Below are 18,872 nucleotides of genomic sequence, written 5' to 3' on the forward strand. Positions count from 1 at the left end.
ATCGGGCGCTTCAGGACGCGATGGCGCCCACTGCCCAATAGAAGGTCGGCCTCGCGCCGTTGAGCAGGTGGTCGCCCACCACGCGGCCCTTGTAGATGGTCGGGTTGTGCGACGCCAGCGTGCGCGCATTGCGCCAGTGCCGGTCGAGCCGCCGGTCTTCCTGCAGCGCCGAGGCGCCACCGATGTCGAACAGCCGCGTGCCGGCCTGCAGCACCAGGTCGACGATGCCGGCCTGGGCCTTGGCGGTGTTCAGCTCCACTTCGAACAACAGGCTTTCGGGCGCTGCCTCATTGCGCTGGCGGAAGCGGTCGACTTCATCGAGGCCGCGAGCCACCGCCTGCACCGTGGATGCCGCGATGAAAGCCGTGCTCGCCAGTTGCCCGATCACCTGCTGCACCAGCGGGTCTTCGCGCGGCGTGTTGCCGCTGCCGTGGCTGTAGACGCGCTTGCGCGGCTGCACGAAGGCGACCGCGTCGCGCACGATGGCCCGTGCGATGCCGGCCAGCGTGGCCAGGTGAATCAGCTGGAAATGCGCGGTGAGCGGCGTGGGCTGGTCGCGCACGTACAGCAGTACGTTGCCAGGCTTCACCCGCACGTTGCGAAAGCGCGTGGTGCCCGATGCACTCAGGCGCTGGCCGAAGCCGCGCCAGTCATCGATGCGCTCCACGCCTTCGGCCTCCGCGGGCACCAGCGCAATCACGCGCTCGCTGCTGCCGTCGGCGTTCAGCCGTTGCGCGGAGACCGAGATCCAGTCCGCGTACAGCGTGCCAGTGCTGTAGTACTTGTCGCCGTCGAGCAGCCACGCGTCGCCGTCGGGCTTCAGCGTGGTCTGCATGGTGGTGAGCGAGCCGTCGCCCAGCTCGGTGGTGGCGTTGCCGAAGATCACGCCCTCGGCCGCCAGGCGCATCCACGGCCCGTGCAGCGCGGGATCGATTTCCGCGAGCAGCCGTTCGATGAAGCCGAAGTGCGCGCGCAATATCTGCGGCAGGTTGGAGTCGGCTTCGCCGAGTTCGATCAGCAGGTCGTAGAGCTGCGCGACCGACGCGCCGATGCCGCCATGCGCCAGCGGCACGCGCAATGCGCCGAAGCGCTCGGCATTGAGCCATGCCACCGGCTCGTAGGCGAGTTCGCGTTCGTTCTCGCGTTGCGCGGCGTGTTCGGCGATGCGCTGGAAGATGGGGCGGAAGCGGGCGAAGAGCTGCCGGGAAGAGGGGGCTTGCGCACCGCCGCCGCCGTGCGTGGCGGAGGACGTCGCTGCGTCGATGAGGGATTCCATGTGGCCCCGACTGTCCGCCCTCGCGCCGCGCTTGTGAAATGCGCTTTTCGAGTTTTCTTATGCCGCTTATCGTTTGCCGCGCGCATCCACCGGCCAGATCGCGACCAGCTTGTCGCCATCGACCACGTGGTACGCGTCGTGCAGGTTGACGGTCGGGTCGCAGTGCGGCGTGATGAACTCGACGCGCGCGCCGAGTGCGGGCCGAGCATCGGCGGGCAGCAGCAGCTTGCCGTGCTCGTCGCCGAAGAAGGCGTAGCGGCTTGCCGCGGGATCGACGCCGCGCGCCACAAGCGGCATGCCGCTGTCGGTGGAAAAACACTTGGTGCCGCCATCGACCGTGACCCAGTCCGCCGCGTTGGTGCTGACCACGGCCGTCTGCACGAACAGCGACACCTCGAAGGGCGAGGGCTGGCCGCCGGAGGCCAGCACGGTCGTGTACTCCGCGTCCATGAAGACATAGGAGCCGGCCTGGAGCTCGGTGAAGGCGTTTTCCTGCGAGTCGAGGTCGTGCGTGCCAGTGCCAGCGCCCGTCACGATCTCGAAGCGCAGGCCCTGGCGGTCGGCGGCCGCGACGATGCCTGCCACGGTCTCGCGCAGGCCGGCCGCAGCCGCGCTGCGCTTGTCGCGCTCGACAATGTGCTGCAGGTTGCCCGCGTATGACTGCAGCCCGCGCAGCCGCAGTCGCGGCTCGGCGGCCACCAGCGCGGCGAGTTCGAGCACCTGCGCCTGCGTGGCGGCGCCGGTGCGGTTGTAGCCCGCGCCGTAGTCCACCAGTACGTCGAGCGGATGCGCGAGCGCACCGGCGGCCTGCGCCAGGTCGGCCAGGTTGCGGGGGTTGTCGACCACCACCATCACGTCGCCTGGGCGGGCGCGCTGCGCGAGCTTCATGAGGCGCGCGATCTTGCTCGGCGTGACGGCAGGCGAGGTGATCAGCACGCCCGGAATGCCGCCTTCCACCATCACCTCCGCCTCGCCCATGGTGACGCAGCTCACGCCGATGGCGCCGGCCGCCACCTGGCGCCTTGCGATCTCTACCGACTTGTGCGTCTTCACGTGCGGGCGCAGCCCGATGCCGCGCGACTTGGCAAAGGCGGCCATGCGCTCGATGTTGCGCGTCATGGTGGGCAGGTCGATCAGCAGTGCGGGCGTGTCGAGCTGTTGGCGGCCATTGGGCGCGCCGATCAGCGGGGCGTTGGGTTGTGTGTCCAGGAACATCGTGGGGGAGCCTTTGCAGGAGGTGTTGAAGCGGCGGAGCGCGAAAAAGTGCGTTGTGAAATGATCGCACCGAAATGAAGACACTCGACATCGAGGCTGTGCAAGCCTTCATCCGCGTGGCCGACCTCAAGAGCTTCACGCGGGCGGCCGAGGCCATGGACAGTTCGCAGTCGGCCGTGAGCCTCAAAGTGAAGCGGCTCGAGGATGCATTGGGCCGCCGCCTGCTCGAGCGCACGCCGCGCCAGGTGCGGCTGTCCGCCGAGGGCCTCGCCTTCTTGCCGTCCGCGCGGCACCTGCTGGCCGCGCACGACGGCGCGCTCGATTCCTTCGGCACGCAGGCGCGCCGGCTGGTGGTCGGCATCAGCCATCACATCGTGGGCGCTGAGCTGCCCTTGCTGCTGCGGCGCATGAAGGACGCGGAGCCGCGCGTGGTGATGGAAATCCGCGTCTCCACCTCGCGCGACCTGCTCGACGCCTTCGACCGCGGCGAGATCGATGCGGTCGTCATCCTTCGGCACGACAGTCGCCGGCTCGATGGCGAGGTGTTGCTCGAAGAGCAGTTCGGCTGGATGGCCGCGCCCGACTTCGTGCACCGCTGCGGCGAGCCGCTGCGGCTGGCCACGCAGGCCGAGCCGTGCAGTGTGCGCAGCATGGCCATCGCGACGCTGGCCGAGGGCGGCGTGCCCTGGACGGAAGTGTTCGTGGGCGGCGGCGTATTGACGATCGGTGCGGCGGTGTCGGCGGGACTCGCGGTGGCTGCGCTCGGCCGCCGCGTGGCGCCGCTCGGCACGGTCGACGTGGGACCGCTGCTGGGCTTGCCGCCGTTGCCGTCGCGCGAAGTGGTGCTGCACACCGGTGTATCTGACGCGCAGGCGCGCAGCACACTGCAAAGCCTGGCGGCGGCGATCCGTTCGACCGCCGCGTAGCCGCCGCGCATACCGCTACGCGGCGATGAGGCGCCGGGCCAATTCAGCCAGCAACAGTGCCAGACCGCAGAGCAGCGCCGCCACTGCGCCAACGCTCGCCAGATGCGCAAGGCACATTTCGATGCGGCGGACCCGTGTCATGCCAGTTGCCCGAGGCCCGGCCTGGCGAGGTACAGCACCTCGTAGGCTGTGGCGCCATCGACCGCCTCGACGGGGCGCGCCGACAGCGTGAAGCGCACCAGGCGCCAAGCTGCGAGGTCGAGCACGGACCACACCGCGACCGTGTCCGCCTGCACGGCGAGTTGGCGGTTGGCTTCGGCCTCCGTCGCATGCAGCGCAGCGCGATCTGCTGCCGCGTTGATTGCCTGTTCTTCACGGTACAGCGACAAAGCCTTTCGTGCGCTGCCCGCACCGGCACGCGCGTCGAGCGGCAGCCATGTTTCCACGCTCGGCCGCCCGAACGAGTCGATCACGCTCTGGAAGCGCTCCCCCATGAGAAAGCGCGCGGGTGCCTGGGTGTCGAGCCACAGGTAGACCGACGCATACAGATGGCCCGCGGCGCCGTGCTGCCCACGCTCCTGCGCGACGAAGGCCTTGAAGACCAGCCCCTCGGTGTCGTCCCAAATCGGGCCACGCCGGGTCGCGCGCTGGCGGATGACCTGCATGTCGTAGTCGGCGGGAAGTCTGTGCGAGTACTGCATCGCGAACATCGAAAGCTCCTTGTGATGAATTAGTCACCAGGGAGCTTGCGCGTGCAGGAGCCGCGCGAGAAGAGGGCGACCGATATAGCTGTGATGCGCCGGCGCAATCAATGATTGGCCGTCCGGCCCGCCTGCTTGTCGGATGCCGCGTCAGGCCAGGTGCGACGGCGAGTGCCGGCCCGGCCGCCGCAGCGCCATCCACCACAGCAGCGCGGCATTGACCGCCCAGCTGGCCGTGAGCATCAGCAGCGCCGTGTTCGCCACGCCGGGAGAAAGCCCCAGCGTCAGCAGGCTCAGCGACCAGGGCAGCCCGCCCGCGATGGCCACGAGCATGCCCACGTCGCTCTCTGGCACCAGCGCGCAGCCGAGGATGCAGACGGCGCCCGCGACCGAGTAGATCAGCGCGGCGGTACGCCATCCGCGGCGACGGTGTGGCAGGGAATTCGATGAATTCGCGATGGGCATGCCTCTAGCATCGCCGATTGCGTGGCAAGGCGTGAAGGCCTGATGCGTGAAGGGATGTAGTGTTTTGGCGATGCGGGTTTCAGCCGCCGGCCAGCCCTTGCAACGCGGCGGGAACCGGCGCGCGCGGCAGGGCGGATTCGACGCCCAGTGCGAGCGCCATCAGCATCGAATCGGCGCCTTCGGGCCCGGTGAGTTCCAGCCCGGCGGGCAGGCCGTCGCGGGCCAACTCGGCCACGGGCGGGTCGAATTCTTCCCAGAAATAGGCTTCGGGCACGCCCAGGCGCACACCCATGAGCTGCATCGCGCCCAGCCGCAGCGGCCCGCCGGTGATGCGGGTGCTGTCGAACGGACTGCGCGAAGGCCCGAAGCCGTGGTTGTGGCCGGTGACGTCTTGCGACCACTCGTGCAAGTTCGTCTTGCCGAGCACCCCGTGCAGGACGGCGGACTGCACTATCACGCGAGGACCATGGACTTCGCTTTTCTCGAGGCAGTCGGCTAGAGAGTCACGCCGCTTACTTCACGCGTAAGCGGAACTGTCACCGGGAGTTGTCACCATGAGTGAATGGCTGGCCAACTTATCTCTATCGCCCTGACTGTCGACCAACACGACGCAGGGGACTATTTCTGGGTGCTCCTGGAGTCCTTCGACAACTCGATGGAATTCGAGCCGCTGATGGAAGCCGCTACAGGCTTTTCAACATACCTCGAGGCCCTGCAGGCTGGGTATGTGGTGCTTAAGGGGATGTCGGAAGATTTGAACGTCGGGCCCCGTGAGGAGGGGGAAGAGCTTCTGGTTGCGCAAGAGCGGGGTGCCAACGGCCGGCTCTGATGAGCGAACAAGCGCAGGCTATGCTGGCGCCTGTTTGTTTTGCGAGCGACCGAGGCACATGAAGAAATCCAAGCCCCCGAAGAAGGCGGGCACCTACGACATCAAGAAACAGTGGCACTGGGGCCGCGCAATGCGCGAACTGCGCATTGCCGATTTCCTGAAAGAAGGCCGCCTGCTGGTTCCCGGCGAATACACAGGCGAGGGCCCTGCCACCGATGACGGAACCGGTGCGCTTCGCACCGTGGGCGGCATCCAGGTCGGTGCCGCGAACTACGAAACGGGAATGATGTGGGTCGGCCGAAAACTGCGGGAAGGCGACCTGCCTTCCAAGCCGGGCGCGACGGCAACAGATTGAGGGTAAACCCCGGCGATTTTTGTCTTCGGCAGGCCTATCTTGGATTTGTGACCAATTGCTGGAGACAAACATGTTGATGGTTACAAAAGTGGTTGCAGCCGGCGTGACAGCCCTTGTGATCGGGGGCACGCCGTCGCCGAACGATGGCACTTCGGATCTTTCTCCACTGGCGCCGCAAGTGGTTGCGGCGCAGGCGTACGGTGAGTCTCCCTGTGCTGGCGGGTGCAATGTCTGGCGGTTGATTTACGACGGGCGCTGACGGCCATTGCCGGATGTTGGGGCGGAATCAAGACTCTTTCGATGAGTCTTCAGCTTGCTTGCTCGCACTCTTTCCACTGTAGATGGCGGCAAGCTTGCCGGTGTCCAGCTTGGCGTCCAACGCGATCTCGACCAGATCGTTCAGCTTGCCTGCAAAGATCGCTGGTGTACCGCCAAGCTGTGAGCCACGAAAGAATTGCCGCCAGGTCGGATCGATGATGACGCCATTCTTGTCGATGACATACCGGTGGGTGTCGTTGCTGTTTCGTTCGACCTGTGGCTCGGAAATCTTGTACGTTGTGCGCTTGTTGCAGTAGCTGGTGATTTCGCCGGCGATGTGCTGCGCGGCCCATGTCGCCGCACTGAAGCACGCGGCGCCCCCATGGAAGTCCGCGCCTGGCTTCAGGCCGTAGGCCTGCACGATCCTTTTGTCGGCCTCGTTCATGGAGTCATTCACGCGCGCCGCGCTCCCCATGTTCGAAAACTCCTCGATCAAGGATTTGCGAAGTCTTTGAACCGTCTTTCCGTTTTCCGAGAAACCACCCGGAATCCTGTCGGGGTAGGCCGATGTGTAGTCCTGAAGAAGCAGCCACTTTGCGCGGTCATAGACCACGGTGTCGCAGAGGATGGTGACGATCTCTTCCATCGCATCCATTGCACCAAGGCGCAGGCTGTTCTGGGCATTCTGTCCGCGCCTCAGTCGCCATCGCGCAATGATTTCACCGATCTTCCGGATGGCCGTGGCGCGGCTTCCTCTTGCGATGTTTCGGTAATTCAGAAGCTCCGCATCGATCTGCAGAATTTCCGGATTGGATGTCTTGCCTCGTGAACCTGTCTTTGCCGCCGTGGCGTGCTGCCATTCCGCAAGCGTGGGCAGCGCGTCGAACAGATAGTCGTCCAGGTCGCTTCTCGTATAGCGGTCTCGACGCAATGCTTGCAGCTTGAGATCGATTGCAGTCAGACCTGGCATGAAAGTAGGCACCGCCGCCGCGATGGATGGTTAGGATTCTTGCGATTGAACAGGAAAACCGGCCCGCTGTCTCTCGCACGGCAAGGTGCAAAGAGCCATCCGAAACTGCGCGCCGTGCCGCGGCAGGTGCTAATTCCCGGCCACGCACGCGGTCGGATGCCCGCGTATATGCTGCCGGCTCGCATCACATCCACCGGAGCCCGAGACATATGTCTGCACAGCCCATCGAGGTCTATTCCTGGCCCACGCCGAACGGCCACAAGATTCACATCATGCTCCAGGAATGCGGCCTGCCGTACCACGCGCACCCCGTGAACATCGGCAAGGGCGACCAGTTCGCGCCCGACTTCCTGCAGATCAGCCCCAACAACAAGATCCCCGCCATCACCGACCCAGACGGTCCGGATGGCAAGCCGATCTCGCTTTTCGAGTCGGGCGCCATCCTGGTCTACCTGGCGGGCAAGACCGGCAAGCTGTTGCCGGCAAGCGATCGGGAGCGCTATGACGTGCTGCAGTGGCTCATGTTCCAGATGGGTGGCGTCGGCCCCATGCTCGGCCAGGCTCACCACTTCCGCATGTACGCGCCCGAGAAGATCGCCTATGCGATCGACCGCTACACGAATGAAGCCAAGCGCATCTACGGCGTGATCGACAAGCAGTTGTCGAAGAACAAGTTCATTGCCGGCAAGAGCTATTCGATTGCCGACATCGCAATCTTTCCGTGGCTGCGCAGCTGGGAAAACCAGGGCATCACGCTTACCGACTTCCCGCACCTGAAGGCCTGGTTCGACGGCATCGCGGCGCGTCCCGCGGTGCAACGCGGCGTGAAAGTGCTGGCCGATCTGCGCCAGCCGATCACCGGCGACAAGGAGCGCGAGATCCTTTTCGGCAAGACCCAGTACGAGAAACGCTGAGAAACTTCAGGAATGGGCCAATATCCGGGCTAGAATAGAAGGCTTGTCGGGGTGTAGCGCAGCCTGGTAGCGCATCTGGTTTGGGACCAGAGGGTCGAAGGTTCGAATCCTTTCGCCCCGACCAAAAAATCGAAATGCACACAGTCTTCACGGGCTGTGTGCATTTTTCGTTTCGGCTCATGAAGAGCGCCGAATCGGTGGCGTTGTTGTCACGCGGGGCGAAGTACGGAACTGGGTAGAATCTCCGCCGCTGCCGGCCCGGAAACAAAGACGTCTAAGTCGTTGATTCTCCAGGGTTCTCTCCGGCTCGCATCTGCCCGTAGCTCAGTTGGATAGAGCACCTGCCTTCTAAGCAGGTTGTCGGGGGTTCGATCCCCTCCGGGCAGGCCATTTCAGTCTCTAACCACAGCAGTTTTCTCTAACCAAGGCAGGCCGAAAACCGCTTTTCAGCGAGTCGCCGAGGTCTTTTTCGCCGTCTTGTGGCGCACGTAGTCGGCGGTCTGATGCTCCGTCGAATGCCCTCCCATGGTGCGCGCGGCGCCCATGCCTTGCGCTCGGTCCTTGTCCGTCAGCGCCTTGGCGCGAAGGTCATGGAAATGCGCATCTTCGATGCCCGCGCGTTCCAGCGCCCGATCCCACGCTATGCGCACGCCGTGGTACTTGTAGGGGCGCCCCTCCTGGTTGGCGATGACGAAGCGGATGTTCGTGCGCTTGATCTTCTTCACGCGCTCGATGACTTCCCGCAACCGCGGTGTCCATTCGATCAGGATTGCAGCCTTGGTCGTCTTGGCCACCTTGGCGGGCTTGAACGTGATGCCGTCTCTTCCGATGGCTGACCATTCCAGCGCCAGCAGGTCGCCGACGCGCTGGCCTGTCAGGTACGCCAGGTCGATCAAGGCGCAGATCATCGGGCCGGAGCGGGTTTCCAGCCCGTCCTTCCCCTTCAGCGCAGCCACCTTTATTCGGCGAAGTTCGCTGTCGGTGATGTAGCGGTTTCGCGCGGCGATGCTCATCTGCTTCACCGCCCCGGTGGGATTCGAGCCCTCGGGGCGGAAGCCCTTTTCTTCGGCGAAGCGCATCAACTCCCTGAGCATCGACCGATAGGCGTTGTACGTGCGCGGCGTCGCCTTGAAGCGCTTGAGGAACTCCATTACGTCAGGCGTCTTAACCTGCGCGGCTCGGAATTCGGCGAAGGCATCGGAAATCTCGCGCAGGCGGAATGCGTCGTCGTCGCGCGTGCGCTTCTCACGATCCTTGCCGACCTCTTCCTTCCAGTCGGCGACCAGCTTCGGCACCATGTCGTCTAAGCCCTTGTCGGCCGTCAGCTTGCCAAGCGCAAGATACATCGCGGGAAGGCCTTCGCGCTCGCGACACAACTTCGTCCATTTGCGGGTCTTGCCAATGGCGGCGACATGCCAGTAGGAGCCATCCTTGAGGTACACCCGCGGCGGAAGGTCTCGGCTCATCGCGTGCGCACCTTCGGCTGCCGGACCGTCGGGTCGTTGGCCGCCTTGCCGCCGCCGGAGCAAATCGCGTCGTAGTGGGTGCGTTCGAGGATCACGTAGCCGTCCACTGGAGAGCGGCGTGCCCGATAGAAGCCTTGGCGCAACAGCTCAGCCAACTGCTTGTTGGCCTGCTGATAGCCGGTGATGTTCCAGCACTACGTGCGGATCGCGGCCACCAGCGTTGGCTATGCCCGTTGGGCCGCGGGCGAGTTGGCAAAGAGCTGCCCCGACTGGCATGGCGACGTGCTGCAGCGACTGGATGCCCACCTGGCAGCGCGCGGCATCAAGCACCCGCCGCCGTTCATCGAACCCGAATGCAAGGTGCCCGCGCTCCAGAAGGGGCGCCGAGGCCTTGCCAAACGCAAGTACTTCCACGACAGCCTATGACCCTCCACCTCACCGTCCCGCTCCAGCTCGGCCGCGGGCTGAACGATCGCGAGCACTACATGGCCCGGCACCGCCGCGTGCAGTCCGAGCGCGGTGCGGTGCAATGGCACCTCAACGGCAAGAAGCCGCCCGCCGGCGCGGTGCGCGTGCTGCTGGTGCGCGTGTCCGTGCCGTCGGCAACCCGGTGGATCCAGCTGGACGGCGACAACCTGCGGGGCAGCATGAAGGCAGTGCGCGACCAGGTTGCGGCGTGGCTGGGCCGCGACGATGCCGATGGCGGCACGATCCAATGGGAGTACGGCCAGCGGGCCGGCGCCGATTGGGCATGCGAGATCCACGTGGTGCCAACGCCATGAGCAGCGTCGTTCTCTACCGAGCCGAGGACGGCAAGCTCGTCGGCATGGGCGACCGTGGCCAACGCCAGTTCTCGAAGTTCAAGCGCGCCATCGAGGCGCTGCCCATCGGCGCTACGCTGCAATTCGACTACCGGCTGCCGCGCAGCCCGAAGCACCACCGCCTGTTCTTCGCGAAGCTGCGCGAGCTGCACGCGCGCCAGGAGACCTTCGACACCGAGGATGACCTGCGCATGTGGCTGCTGGTGGGCGCGGGCTACTGCCACTACATCCCCGGCACCGACGGGCAGCTCGTGGCCGTGCCGCAGTCGATGGACTGGGTGACGCTGGAAGAGGTCGACTTCACAGAGGTTCACCGCCGCGTCGACGCCTTCATGTGGGAGCCGCGCGCGCCGCGTGCTGTGGCCGCACCTGGGCGACGAGCGCAGCTACTGGGCGGTGGATTGCTGGCGGCTGGAGTTTGAGAAGAGGTGAAGCGCACGCCCATGAAGCGCTCCGCATGGCCGCGCCGCGCCCAGCCCGAGCCCGGCACCGCCCCGGCACGTGTGAAACCGGTGGCCAAGCCGCTCGAGCGCACGGTGCGCTACGCCACGCCGGCCAACGAACCGGTGTTCGCGCAACCGAAGGAGGGCGTCATCGAGCACGAGGGCTACAAGCGCTTGGTGCGCCAGCTGCCGTGCGCGCACTGCGGCATTGAGGGCTACACCCAGTTCTGCCACTCGGACGAAGGGAAGGGCATGGGCATAAAGACCGATTCCCGCCGCGGCTGGCCGGGTTGCGGCCCGCATGGGGATAGCGCCGGCTGCCACCACCTGATCGGCAGCACGGGAACGCTCACGCGGGAGGAGCGCCGGGAACTGGAGGCATGCTACGCCGCGCAGACCCGTGCTGTCATCATCGCCGCCGGCGACTGGCCAACCGCGCTGCCGCGGCTTTAGCTGGTCGTTCCCACCGCCTCTATTGAATCATTGGTTCGCCTTGCTCAGGCATCCGTACGCCCGCATCGCACGTTGTGCAATACCGAAAATTAGCGATTCCCAGAGGCTTGCATGCTTGATAGCGTAATCAAGCGGACAGTCCGCGAAGAGGAATGAGCAATGCAATATGTTCTTCGAAATGTTGTTGCCCTGGCGCTCGCTGTATTGAGCGTGTCAGCTGTGGCTGAAACTCCGCGTGAAGCATCGGAGCGTGCCGCACGCGAGTCGATGGCGAAGGCGCAGGGCGAGAAGATCAAGAATGATCGAATCGTCCAGGAGAGGCGTGAGCGTGCCGAGCAGCGCGAGCGTGCTGAACGTCTCGAACGAGCGCAGAAAAAAGGACGCACGGGCTAATAGACGACCTTACAAGCGGAGTGGGCCCTTCGGGGTCTCTTTGTCACTGGGGGCTCGTGTGGAAATCCAAGTACTCTTCCCCGCGACCAGATAGGTGGCGCCTGGGCGTCTAGTCCCGCTTCGACAGATTCGTCGTAGCTAGGGTGCTTGCTGTTCGGAAGGTGCGAGGCGAGATTTTTTAAGGCGTTTCGCAATCATGTTCACTACAGGGTCAGGTCTCTCGGCCTTCCAGCCCTGATGCACATTGTCTAGGCCTCTCACGATGAGGTAAACGGCGGCGGTTAGCAGGGCCAATAGAACGTTGCGGTCTAGCACCGCGACGCCTGGGTGTTGATTTCCATCCAGAAGTGACCCACTTGGCCCGGTGATTTCCATCTAAATCTGACCCACGTGATAACCCTAACCTGCTGCTTTTAGCAGCAGGAGCACAGGAGTGATTGACGTGGCGACACTGAGTGTCATCAGGCGTTGGGCACTGCGAGAGCAACTGTCCATCCGAGAGATAGCCCGGCGCACGGGCTTGTCTCGCAACACCATCCGCAAGTACCTTCGCGAGGGCGAGGCGGCGCCCAGCTACGCGAAGCGCATCAGCCCGAGCAAGCTCGACGCGTTCGCCGAGAAGCTCGGCGGCTGGCTCAAGAGCGAGGCGTCTAAGTCACGCAAGCAGCGGCGCACGCTCAAGCAGATGCACGCCGATCTGGTGGCGCTGGGCTACCAGGGCTCCTACAACCGCGTGGCGGCCTTTGCACGAGCGTGGCATGCGCATCTCCACGAGGTCCAGCAGACGACCGGGCGCGGCACCTTCGTGCCTCTGGCCTTCGGTCCCGGCGAGGCATTCCAGTTCGACTGGAGCGAGGACTGGGCCGTCATCGCTGGTGAACGCACCAAGCTGCAGGTGGCGCACTTCAAGCTCAGCCACAGCCGTGCGTTCATCGTGCGCGCCTACCTGTTGCAGACCCACGAGATGCTGTTCGATGCGCACAACCGGGCCTTCGAGGTACTCGGGGGCGTGCCTCGGCGCGGCATCTACGACAACATGAAGACCGCCGTGGACAAGGTACGCCGCGGCAAGGAGCGCGACATCAACGCGCGCTTCAGCGCCATGGTCAGTCACTACCTGTTCGAGGCCGAGTTCTGCAACCCGGCCTCGGGCTGGGAGAAGGGCCAGGTCGAGAAGAACGTGCGTGATGCGCGCCACCGGTTGTGGCAACCTGTGCCGGCGTTCGCCACGCTGGCGCTGCTCAACGACTGGCTGGAGGACCGCTGCAAGGCGCTGTGGGGCGAGATCGTCCACGGCAAGCTGCCAGGGACCGTAGCCGATGTCTGGGCGCAGGAACGGCCACTACTGTTGCAGATCCCCAGACCCTTCGATGGTTTCGTGGAACACACCAAGCGCGTCTCGCCCACCTGCCTGGTGCACTTCGAGCGCAACCGTTACAGCGTTCCGGCCTCCTACGCGAACCGGCCAGTGAGCCTGCGCGTGTACGCCGAACGCCTCGTCGTGGCGGCCGAGGGCCAGATCGTGTGCGAGCACACGCGCATCATTGACCGTCGCCACGACACCGCAGGTCAGACCGTCTACGACTGGAGGCACTACCTGGCAGTGCTGCAACGCAAGCCAGGAGCGCTCAGGAACGGAGCGCCCTTCAGCGAGCTGCCGCAGGGCTTCCGGCGGCTGCAGGCCGCGCTGCTGAAGCAGCCAGGCGGAGACCGCGAGATGGTGGAGATCCTGGCGCTGGTGCTGCACCACGACGAGCAGGCAGTGCTGACCGCGGTCGAACTGGCGCTGGAAGCCGGCGTGGCCAGCAAGACTCATGTGCTGAATGTGCTGCACCGACTGCTCGATGCCAAGCCCATTGCGCCGGCGCCTGTCACGGCACCGCAGGCACTGCGCCTGATGAACGAGCCGAAGGCCGATGTGCTGCGCTACGACACGCTCCGGGGGCGTGCCAGCGCTGCTGGCGGCCTGCGCGGGCCGCTGAACTCCAAGTCGAGTAGCCAGGAGGTGCGCCATGCGACATGACCCTGCCAGCGGCGCCATCGTGATCATGCTGCGCGAACTCAAGATGCACGGCATGGCCCAGGCCGTCGCGGAGCTGGCCGAGCAGGGATCGCCGGCCTTCGAGGCGGCCCAACCGATGCTCTCGCAGTTGCTAAAGGCAGAGACAGCCGAGCGGGAGGTACGCTCGGTGGCCTACCAGTTGAAGCTCGCTCGCTTCCCAGCCTATCGCGATCTCGCTGGCTTCGACTTCGCCAACAGCGAGGTCAACGAGGCGCTGGTGCGTCAGCTACACCGATGCGAGTTCATGGACGATGCGCAGAACGTGGTGCTCGTGGGCGGTCCGGGCACCGGCAAGACCCACATCGCCACGGCGCTGGGCGTGCAGGCCATCGAGCACCAACACCGCCGGGTGCGCTTCTTCTCGACGGTAGAACTGGTCAACGCACTCGAGCAAGAGAAGGCCAGTGGCAATCCCGGCCACATCGCGCACCGACTGATGTACGCGGACATGGTGGTGCTCGATGAACTGGGCTACCTGCCGTTCAGCGCATCAGGTGGCGCGCTGTTGTTCCATCTGCTGTCCAAACTCTACGAACGCACGAGCGTGGTGATCACAACCAACTTGAGCTTCAGCGAGTGGGCCAGCGTCTTCGGCGACGCGAAGATGACGACGGCGTTGCTGGACCGGCTCACGCATCACTGCCATATTCTGGAGACCGGAAACGACAGCTTCCGCTTCAAGCACAGCTCGGCTCAACCCGTTCAAGCAGTCCAACCTAAAAAGGAGAAAGCCAAGAACTTATCCACACCGTGAGCCGGCTGGCTCGCAAAGAGGGTGGGTCAATATTCGATGGAAATCGCGGGTCAGGATTCCATGGAACTCAACACCCAGTCTAGGTACAGATCGCCGATGCGCGCGCAGCGGCCGGCGACGTGGTCAGCGAAGTCGCGTAAGGTGGGGCGCATCGGCTCGTCAGGGCCGAGCTCACCCGTCTGACGAGCCATTGCGATGAGCTCGTCTTCAATCGTTGCTCCAACTCCCTGTATTCGGCCGCCAAACAGGGCAGCATGCCAAATGGCCCGCCCGGTCCGGTTGACCTGAGGCGCTGCCTTCCCGGCCGAACGCCCCGCTTCGTTCTTGGCATGACGCCTTAGACAGGCGCGCGGTTTTGGTCGAAACGGTGTGCTTTACCCAATTCAGGGGATGTCGCAACCGCCCCCACTCGGATTCAATCGCTCCCCTTGTGTGCTTTTGTTACATCTGACATTTATTTGTAGCAATTCATGCGCGAACGATCGTTTTTGACCTTGGAGCAACAGTTTTGGACCGTAGAAAATTTTCTCTGACGATGATGGGTGCGGCCGTGCTGGCCGGATGCGGCGGTGGCGGTGGCGGTGGCGGAAGTGGCGGATTTGCCTTTCCACCTATTGCCGCTGCGCCGCCTGCCCCGGCCACGCCGCCGCCACCACCACCGGCGGCTCCGCCGCCTGTCGCACCGCCGCCCCCGAGTGGCCCTGAACTGGGGACGCCCGTGACGCTACCTGCGATTACGAAGTTCCAGCAGACCCTTGCAGCGCTCACCGGTAGTCCCGTAGCGCCGGGGCAGGCCAATTTCTGGGATTTGAGTTCAGACTTCTCGCTTAACGACGGTGGCTACGACCAGTTCGATGGTGGGCTGCTGTTGTCGGTCGACGTGGGCGGGGTGAGCGAGTCCTTTGCTAGTGACCAAGTCTTCGGCGAGCTCACGGCACTGAGCCCAGCTTTTAAAGCTGCGGATGGCGTACTGTCGGTCTCCTTCAGCTCGGATCCGAATTTCGCGAGTAACGCCACTGGGGGCTACGCCTACCTGCATCCGGGCGTCGACGTGCGCTTGCAGCAAACCTTGAACCTTGGCTCTGCGGCCGGCGGAATTTCGTTGTCCTGGACCGGCAACGAAGGCTCTTCAAGTAGCAATAGTTTTTCCGATCCCACACAGTTCGGTCAGGTGGTGGTGCGCGATACCGCGGGCGCGCTGCTGACTACGCTCTACAGGAGAGACGGGAGCGGGGCCACTGGAACATGGGGTTCAGCCTCGCTCACGCAGTTCGGCGGGCAGACCGTGGTGCTGTCGTTCGAGCAGCGGGTTGGCAACCGCGGCTCCACCATCGACAACGTGTCTGTCAAGGATTCGGCCAACACCGAATTCGTCGTTAACGGCGACTTTGAGGCGCAGGGCACGGGTTGGCGCGTGAGCGATGACCCGGTGTCGCAGAACTTGCGCTCGGGCGTTCGTACGGTGAGCGGCCTTGAGGTGCAGCGCAGCTTCTTCGCCCAGCCCAACCAGCTATGGGGTCGATTCACCGACGTGTTCCACAACGCGACCGCGTCACCCATCGTGGCCAAGGTGACCTATTTCAGCAACCTGGGCTCGGACGGTGGAGGCTTCATCTATCCCACGCCGGGCGCGCCCCTGAAGGGGCTCACGACTTGGGATAGCGGTTACAGGTCAGACCGTGACATCGGTTTCGTTTTCGGCGCGGTGGACAGCACGACCTACCAGTCGACGTCGGCGCTGGACGTATCCGATGGCTCGGACGATGTGAGCTTTACCTTCAACATCTCGGTGCCGGCAGGCGGAACCGTCACGCTGATCAACTTCATCGTGCTGACGGGCATAGCTACCGGAGTCGCTGCCACCGACATCACCGCCAAGGCCACGGCCGTGGACGCCGCAGTCGCAGACATCGCCAATAACTTCCGGACCCAGTTCGCCTACCAGCGCGGCCTGACGCAGGAGCAGTTGGATACGTTGAAGAACTTCTGATGGGCACGGGCCGCGTAAAGCGGCCCGTCTTGGCGCACGATCTCTGGCGTGACGAGCGCCTGCGAGCGATGTCACCCGATCAGCAGGACAAGCGCTCGGTGATCGCGCTCGAGGTGCATGACTTCGACCGCTGGCTGACCTGCACGGTCGAGGAGGCCCAGACGATGTTGAAGGTGGCGCCAGTCGAACTGTTCGATGCGGGGCCTGCGACGGCAGTCGTGGCGGCTTAGTACCTTTTGCGCGGGGGAACAGACGGGGGAACGTTTGGCACTCCAATCGGAGGAATCAAGGGCTGGTGCACCCTGCAGCTCGCCCTTCAATCCCCTCCGGGGCCATTTCAGTGATTCACGAAGCCCCTCAAGGCACCACAATCACTCATCTTCCCTCTGTAGAAGCGCATTCTCCAGAGGACTCTACTCGCAGATCAAGGCCAGCGCCTCTCGACGCTGGTTCTGGAAGTACCGCTTCGAAGGCCAGGAAAAGCGCCTGGCGCTGGGCAGTTACCCCGAGGCCAGCAGGAGCATGACCACGTCAGCCAACCTGCCTCTCATGCACGTTGCACCACATCCAGTCTTCCCCAGGCTCGATCGACTGGATCACCGGATGTTGCTCCGCATGCGAATGCTTCGTCGCATGCCGGTTCTTCGAGGAGTCGCAGCAACCCACGTGGCCGCAGTGCACGCACAGGCGTAAGTGGACCCAGGTGTCGCCCGTCTTCAAGCAGTCTTCACAGCCGCGCAGAGTGTGCGGCTGCGCGATGTCGGCAGGCACGTGGTCACAGGGTTTGATGGGCACGAAACAGCTCCTTTGTAGCTCGGTGTCTATCAGGCTGCAGTGGTGGCCTGCGACAGGTGTTGATGAATGAGCGCCACCGCAGCGGCGCCTTCGCCGATGGCGCCGCCGACGCGCTTGACGGAGCCCGATCGAACATCGCCCACGGCGAACACGCCAGGCACGCTGGACTCGAGCGCGGTCGCCGGCCGAGCCGGGAAGCCGCTGCTCGCCGCCGCGCCGGTCAGCACGAAGCCGTGCTTGTCGACCGACACGCCGCAGCCTTCGAGCCACGACGTCTCGGGCTCCGCGCCCACGAAGAGGAAGATGTTGCGGGCAGGGCAGTCGTGCTCGTCGCCCGATGTGTGGCAGCGCCACGTCGCACCCGTGAGGCCTTCGTCCGATCCGCCGTGCAGGCGGACCAGTTCTGTGTGCGGTTGCAGCGAGATGTTGGGCGTGGCTTCGATGCGGTCGATGAGGTAGCGCGACATGCTGGCCGCGAGCGAAGGCCCGCGCACCAGCACGTTCACCTTGGCCGCATGGCGTGACAGGAACACCGCGGCCTGTCCGGCGGAGTTGCCGCCGCCGACCAGCGCCACTTCCTGTTGCGCGCAAATCTTCGCTTCGATGGCCGAAGCCCAGTACCAGATGCCGCGACCCTCGAATTCGGCCAAGCGCGGCACGGCGGGTCGCCGGTAGCGCGCGCCGCTGGCAATCACCACGGTGCGCGCGTTGATGGTGCGGCCGTCGGCCAGCGAAACGCGCAGGCTTTCTTGCGGGTTGTCGCGCGAGCAGTCCAGCGATGTCACCTTGGCGGGGATCAGCATCTCGACGCCGAACTTCTGTGCCTGCACGAAGGCACGGCCTGCGAGTGCCTGGCCCGAGATGCCGGTCGGAAAGCCCAGATAGTTCTCGATGCGTGCGCTGGCGCCGGCCTGGCCGCCGAAAGCGCGGCAATCGAGCACGATCACGCGCAGGCCTTCGGAGGCCGCATACACGGCGGTAGCCAGGCCGGCCGGTCCGGCGCCGACCACGGCCACGTCGTACAACTCGTCGCGCTCGGCGGTGTCGACCATGCCCAGGCACCGCGCCAGCGCGTCGTCGGTGGGGTTCACCAGCACGGAGCCGTCTGGACACACCGCCAGCAGCTTGCCAGCGCCGTACTGCGCGATGAGCGCGGCGGCGTCGGGGTCTTCGTCAGCGTCGACCAGGTGATAGGGGTAGCCATTGCGCCGAAGAAAATTCTCCAGCCGCGCCATGTCGGGCGACTGCGGCGGGCCGATCAGCACTGGTCCGCTCGCGCCGGATTCGATCAGCGCCACGCGTCGCAGGATGAGCGCGCGCGTAATGCGCTCGCCAAGGTCGGCTTCGGCGACCAGCAGCGCGCGCAGTTGCGCTGGCGGCACGAGCAGCACTTCGACATCTTCATCGGCATGTCCGTCGACCAGGGCAGGGCGGCCGCTCAGTTGGCCGACCTCGGCCAGGAACTCTCCCGGTCCCTGCCGCACGATGGGCACGACGTGGCCGAGCCCATCGCGTTGCGTGACCGCCACGACGCCCTTGAGCAGCACGAACATGCCGGGGCCGGTTTCGCCGGCGGTGAAGAGCCGCGCACCGCGCGCGAACTGTTGCACGGTGCCGAAACGCGCAATACGCGCAATCTCGGTGTCACTGAGCACGGGAAAGGTCTGCTGGAGGCGGCCGTTGTCGGTGCCGCGTACGTCGGTGGCCATGCGTGAACGCTCCTTTTCGCGAGTCCACCGCATTAGACGACGAAGTGCGCTGGAGGGGCTGCACTGCCGTCATGTGT

General features: G+C 64.8%; 23 protein-coding genes, 2 tRNA genes and 1 pseudogene. 16 read left to right on the plus strand and 10 right to left on the minus strand.

Translation table 11 applies throughout. The annotated features are described in order from the left end of the window. Nucleotides 1-10: 10 nt before the first annotated feature. Together ACWV14_RS14660 and ACWV14_RS14665 are read right to left on the minus strand one after the other, a co-directional pair. The gene (locus ACWV14_RS14660; RefSeq protein ID WP_454909251.1) at nt 11-1,276 is read right to left on the minus strand and encodes an acyl-CoA dehydrogenase family protein; all 1,266 of its coding nucleotides are present in this window, start codon (nt 1,274-1,276) and stop codon (nt 11-13) included. Between the two features lie 66 nt (nt 1,277-1,342). After that, nucleotides 1,343-2,491, minus strand: a complete 1,149-nt coding sequence (locus ACWV14_RS14665) for a DSD1 family PLP-dependent enzyme (RefSeq protein WP_454909252.1) — start codon at nt 2,489-2,491, stop codon at nt 1,343-1,345. A gap of 74 nt (nt 2,492-2,565) precedes the next feature. On the opposite strand from ACWV14_RS14665, the gene ACWV14_RS14670 reads away from it, so the two are divergent. Further along, nucleotides 2,566-3,417 carry a LysR family transcriptional regulator gene (locus ACWV14_RS14670; RefSeq protein ID WP_454909253.1) on the plus strand — a complete coding sequence of 284 codons (852 nt, stop codon included), beginning with the start codon at nt 2,566-2,568 and terminating at the stop codon, nt 3,415-3,417. A gap of 137 nt (nt 3,418-3,554) precedes the next feature. Here the strand turns inward: ACWV14_RS14670 and ACWV14_RS14675 are convergent, their stop codons facing one another. The 3 genes from ACWV14_RS14675 to ACWV14_RS14685 form a co-directional block, all read right to left on the minus strand. Then, complete coding sequence (locus tag ACWV14_RS14675; RefSeq protein ID WP_454909254.1) at nt 3,555-4,127, minus strand: DUF4865 family protein; 573 nt, start codon at nt 4,125-4,127, stop codon at nt 3,555-3,557. 141 nt (nt 4,128-4,268) lie between these two features. Continuing rightward, entirely contained in the window at nt 4,269-4,583 is a 315-nt protein-coding gene (locus tag ACWV14_RS14680) for a hypothetical protein (protein WP_454909255.1), read from the minus strand. A 79-nt stretch (nt 4,584-4,662) separates the two neighbouring features. After that, the gene (locus tag ACWV14_RS14685) at nt 4,663-5,040 is read right to left on the minus strand and encodes a hypothetical protein (protein ID WP_454909256.1); all 378 of its coding nucleotides are present in this window, start codon (nt 5,038-5,040) and stop codon (nt 4,663-4,665) included. A gap of 105 nt (nt 5,041-5,145) precedes the next feature. Between ACWV14_RS14685 and ACWV14_RS14690 the strand changes: the two genes are divergently transcribed. Together ACWV14_RS14690 and ACWV14_RS14695 are read left to right on the plus strand one after the other, a co-directional pair. Continuing rightward, nucleotides 5,146-5,412 (plus strand): hypothetical protein, encoded by a 267-nt coding sequence (locus ACWV14_RS14690; RefSeq protein WP_454909257.1) that lies wholly within the window; start codon nt 5,146-5,148, stop codon nt 5,410-5,412. Between the two features lie 58 nt (nt 5,413-5,470). Then, nucleotides 5,471-5,767, plus strand: coding sequence for a hypothetical protein (locus ACWV14_RS14695; protein WP_454909258.1), 297 nt, complete (start codon nt 5,471-5,473; stop codon nt 5,765-5,767). A gap of 286 nt (nt 5,768-6,053) precedes the next feature. Here ACWV14_RS14695 and ACWV14_RS14700 read toward each other — a convergent pair whose 3' ends face one another. Next, complete coding sequence (locus tag ACWV14_RS14700) at nt 6,054-6,995, minus strand: hypothetical protein (RefSeq protein ID WP_454909259.1); 942 nt, start codon at nt 6,993-6,995, stop codon at nt 6,054-6,056. A gap of 209 nt (nt 6,996-7,204) precedes the next feature. Here ACWV14_RS14700 and ACWV14_RS14705 point away from each other — a divergent pair, with 209 nt between their 5' ends. The 3 genes from ACWV14_RS14705 (at nt 7,205) to ACWV14_RS14715 (ending at nt 8,299) form a co-directional block, all read left to right on the plus strand. Beyond that, nucleotides 7,205-7,909, plus strand: a complete 705-nt coding sequence (locus tag ACWV14_RS14705; RefSeq protein WP_454909260.1) for a glutathione binding-like protein — start codon at nt 7,205-7,207, stop codon at nt 7,907-7,909. A gap of 47 nt (nt 7,910-7,956) precedes the next feature. Continuing rightward, nucleotides 7,957-8,033: transfer RNA gene (locus ACWV14_RS14710), tRNA-Pro, on the plus strand. A 189-nt stretch (nt 8,034-8,222) separates the two neighbouring features. Beyond that, nucleotides 8,223-8,299: transfer RNA gene (locus ACWV14_RS14715), tRNA-Arg, on the plus strand. 56 nt (nt 8,300-8,355) lie between these two features. On the opposite strand, the gene ACWV14_RS14720 is transcribed toward ACWV14_RS14715, so the two are convergent. Beyond that, nucleotides 8,356-9,375 (minus strand): tyrosine-type recombinase/integrase, encoded by a 1,020-nt coding sequence (locus ACWV14_RS14720; RefSeq protein WP_454909261.1) that lies wholly within the window; start codon nt 9,373-9,375, stop codon nt 8,356-8,358. Beyond that, nucleotides 9,372-9,530 (minus strand): hypothetical protein, encoded by a 159-nt coding sequence (locus ACWV14_RS14725; RefSeq protein WP_454909262.1) that lies wholly within the window; start codon nt 9,528-9,530, stop codon nt 9,372-9,374. Before ACWV14_RS14725 ends, ACWV14_RS14720 begins: the two co-directional genes overlap by 4 nt. 28 nt (nt 9,531-9,558) lie before the next feature. Between ACWV14_RS14725 and ACWV14_RS14730 the strand changes: the two genes are divergently transcribed. The 10 genes and pseudogenes from ACWV14_RS14730 to ACWV14_RS14775 form a co-directional block, all read left to right on the plus strand. Continuing rightward, complete coding sequence (locus ACWV14_RS14730; RefSeq protein ID WP_454909263.1) at nt 9,559-9,801, plus strand: hypothetical protein; 243 nt, start codon at nt 9,559-9,561, stop codon at nt 9,799-9,801. Continuing rightward, nucleotides 9,798-10,157, plus strand: coding sequence for a hypothetical protein (locus ACWV14_RS14735; RefSeq protein ID WP_454909264.1), 360 nt, complete (start codon nt 9,798-9,800; stop codon nt 10,155-10,157). The genes ACWV14_RS14730 and ACWV14_RS14735 overlap by 4 nt, the downstream gene beginning before the upstream one ends. Continuing rightward, complete coding sequence (locus tag ACWV14_RS14740; RefSeq protein WP_454909265.1) at nt 10,154-10,618, plus strand: DUF1367 family protein; 465 nt, start codon at nt 10,154-10,156, stop codon at nt 10,616-10,618. Before ACWV14_RS14735 ends, ACWV14_RS14740 begins: the two co-directional genes overlap by 4 nt. 21 nt (nt 10,619-10,639) lie before the next feature. After that, nucleotides 10,640-11,092: a hypothetical protein gene (locus ACWV14_RS14745; RefSeq protein WP_454909266.1), complete on the plus strand. Its 453-nt coding sequence runs from the start codon at nt 10,640-10,642 to the stop codon at nt 11,090-11,092. A 159-nt stretch (nt 11,093-11,251) separates the two neighbouring features. Further along, nucleotides 11,252-11,485, plus strand: a complete 234-nt coding sequence (locus ACWV14_RS14750) for a hypothetical protein (RefSeq protein WP_454909267.1) — start codon at nt 11,252-11,254, stop codon at nt 11,483-11,485. Between the two features lie 433 nt (nt 11,486-11,918). After that, nucleotides 11,919-13,508 carry an IS21 family transposase gene (gene istA / locus ACWV14_RS14755; protein WP_454901620.1) on the plus strand — a complete coding sequence of 530 codons (1,590 nt, stop codon included), beginning with the start codon at nt 11,919-11,921 and terminating at the stop codon, nt 13,506-13,508. Further along, a complete protein-coding gene (gene istB / locus ACWV14_RS14760; RefSeq protein ID WP_454901618.1) occupies nt 13,498-14,301 on the plus strand; it encodes an IS21-like element helper ATPase IstB in 804 nt (267 codons plus the stop codon). The genes istA and istB overlap by 11 nt, the downstream gene beginning before the upstream one ends. Nucleotides 14,302-15,019: 718 nt before the next feature. Next, the gene (locus ACWV14_RS14765; protein WP_454909270.1) at nt 15,020-16,291 is read left to right on the plus strand and encodes a hypothetical protein; all 1,272 of its coding nucleotides are present in this window, start codon (nt 15,020-15,022) and stop codon (nt 16,289-16,291) included. A gap of 68 nt (nt 16,292-16,359) precedes the next feature. Continuing rightward, nucleotides 16,360-16,521 carry a hypothetical protein gene (locus ACWV14_RS14770; protein ID WP_454909271.1) on the plus strand — a complete coding sequence of 54 codons (162 nt, stop codon included), beginning with the start codon at nt 16,360-16,362 and terminating at the stop codon, nt 16,519-16,521. Beyond that, a pseudogene (locus tag ACWV14_RS14775) lies at nt 16,487-16,795 on the plus strand (Arm DNA-binding domain-containing protein); the annotation flags it as partial. The gene ACWV14_RS14770 and the pseudogene ACWV14_RS14775, both read left to right, overlap by 35 nt. A gap of 27 nt (nt 16,796-16,822) precedes the next feature. Here ACWV14_RS14775 and ACWV14_RS14780 read toward each other — a convergent pair. Both ACWV14_RS14780 and ACWV14_RS14785 read right to left on the minus strand, forming a co-directional pair. Then, complete coding sequence (locus ACWV14_RS14780) at nt 16,823-17,086, minus strand: UBP-type zinc finger domain-containing protein (RefSeq protein ID WP_454909272.1); 264 nt, start codon at nt 17,084-17,086, stop codon at nt 16,823-16,825. 29 nt (nt 17,087-17,115) lie between these two features. Continuing rightward, nucleotides 17,116-18,795, minus strand: a complete 1,680-nt coding sequence (locus ACWV14_RS14785) for an FAD-dependent oxidoreductase (protein ID WP_454909273.1) — start codon at nt 18,793-18,795, stop codon at nt 17,116-17,118. Between the last annotated feature and the right edge of the window lie 77 nt (nt 18,796-18,872).

The organism is Variovorax durovernensis (genome assembly GCF_977011995.1).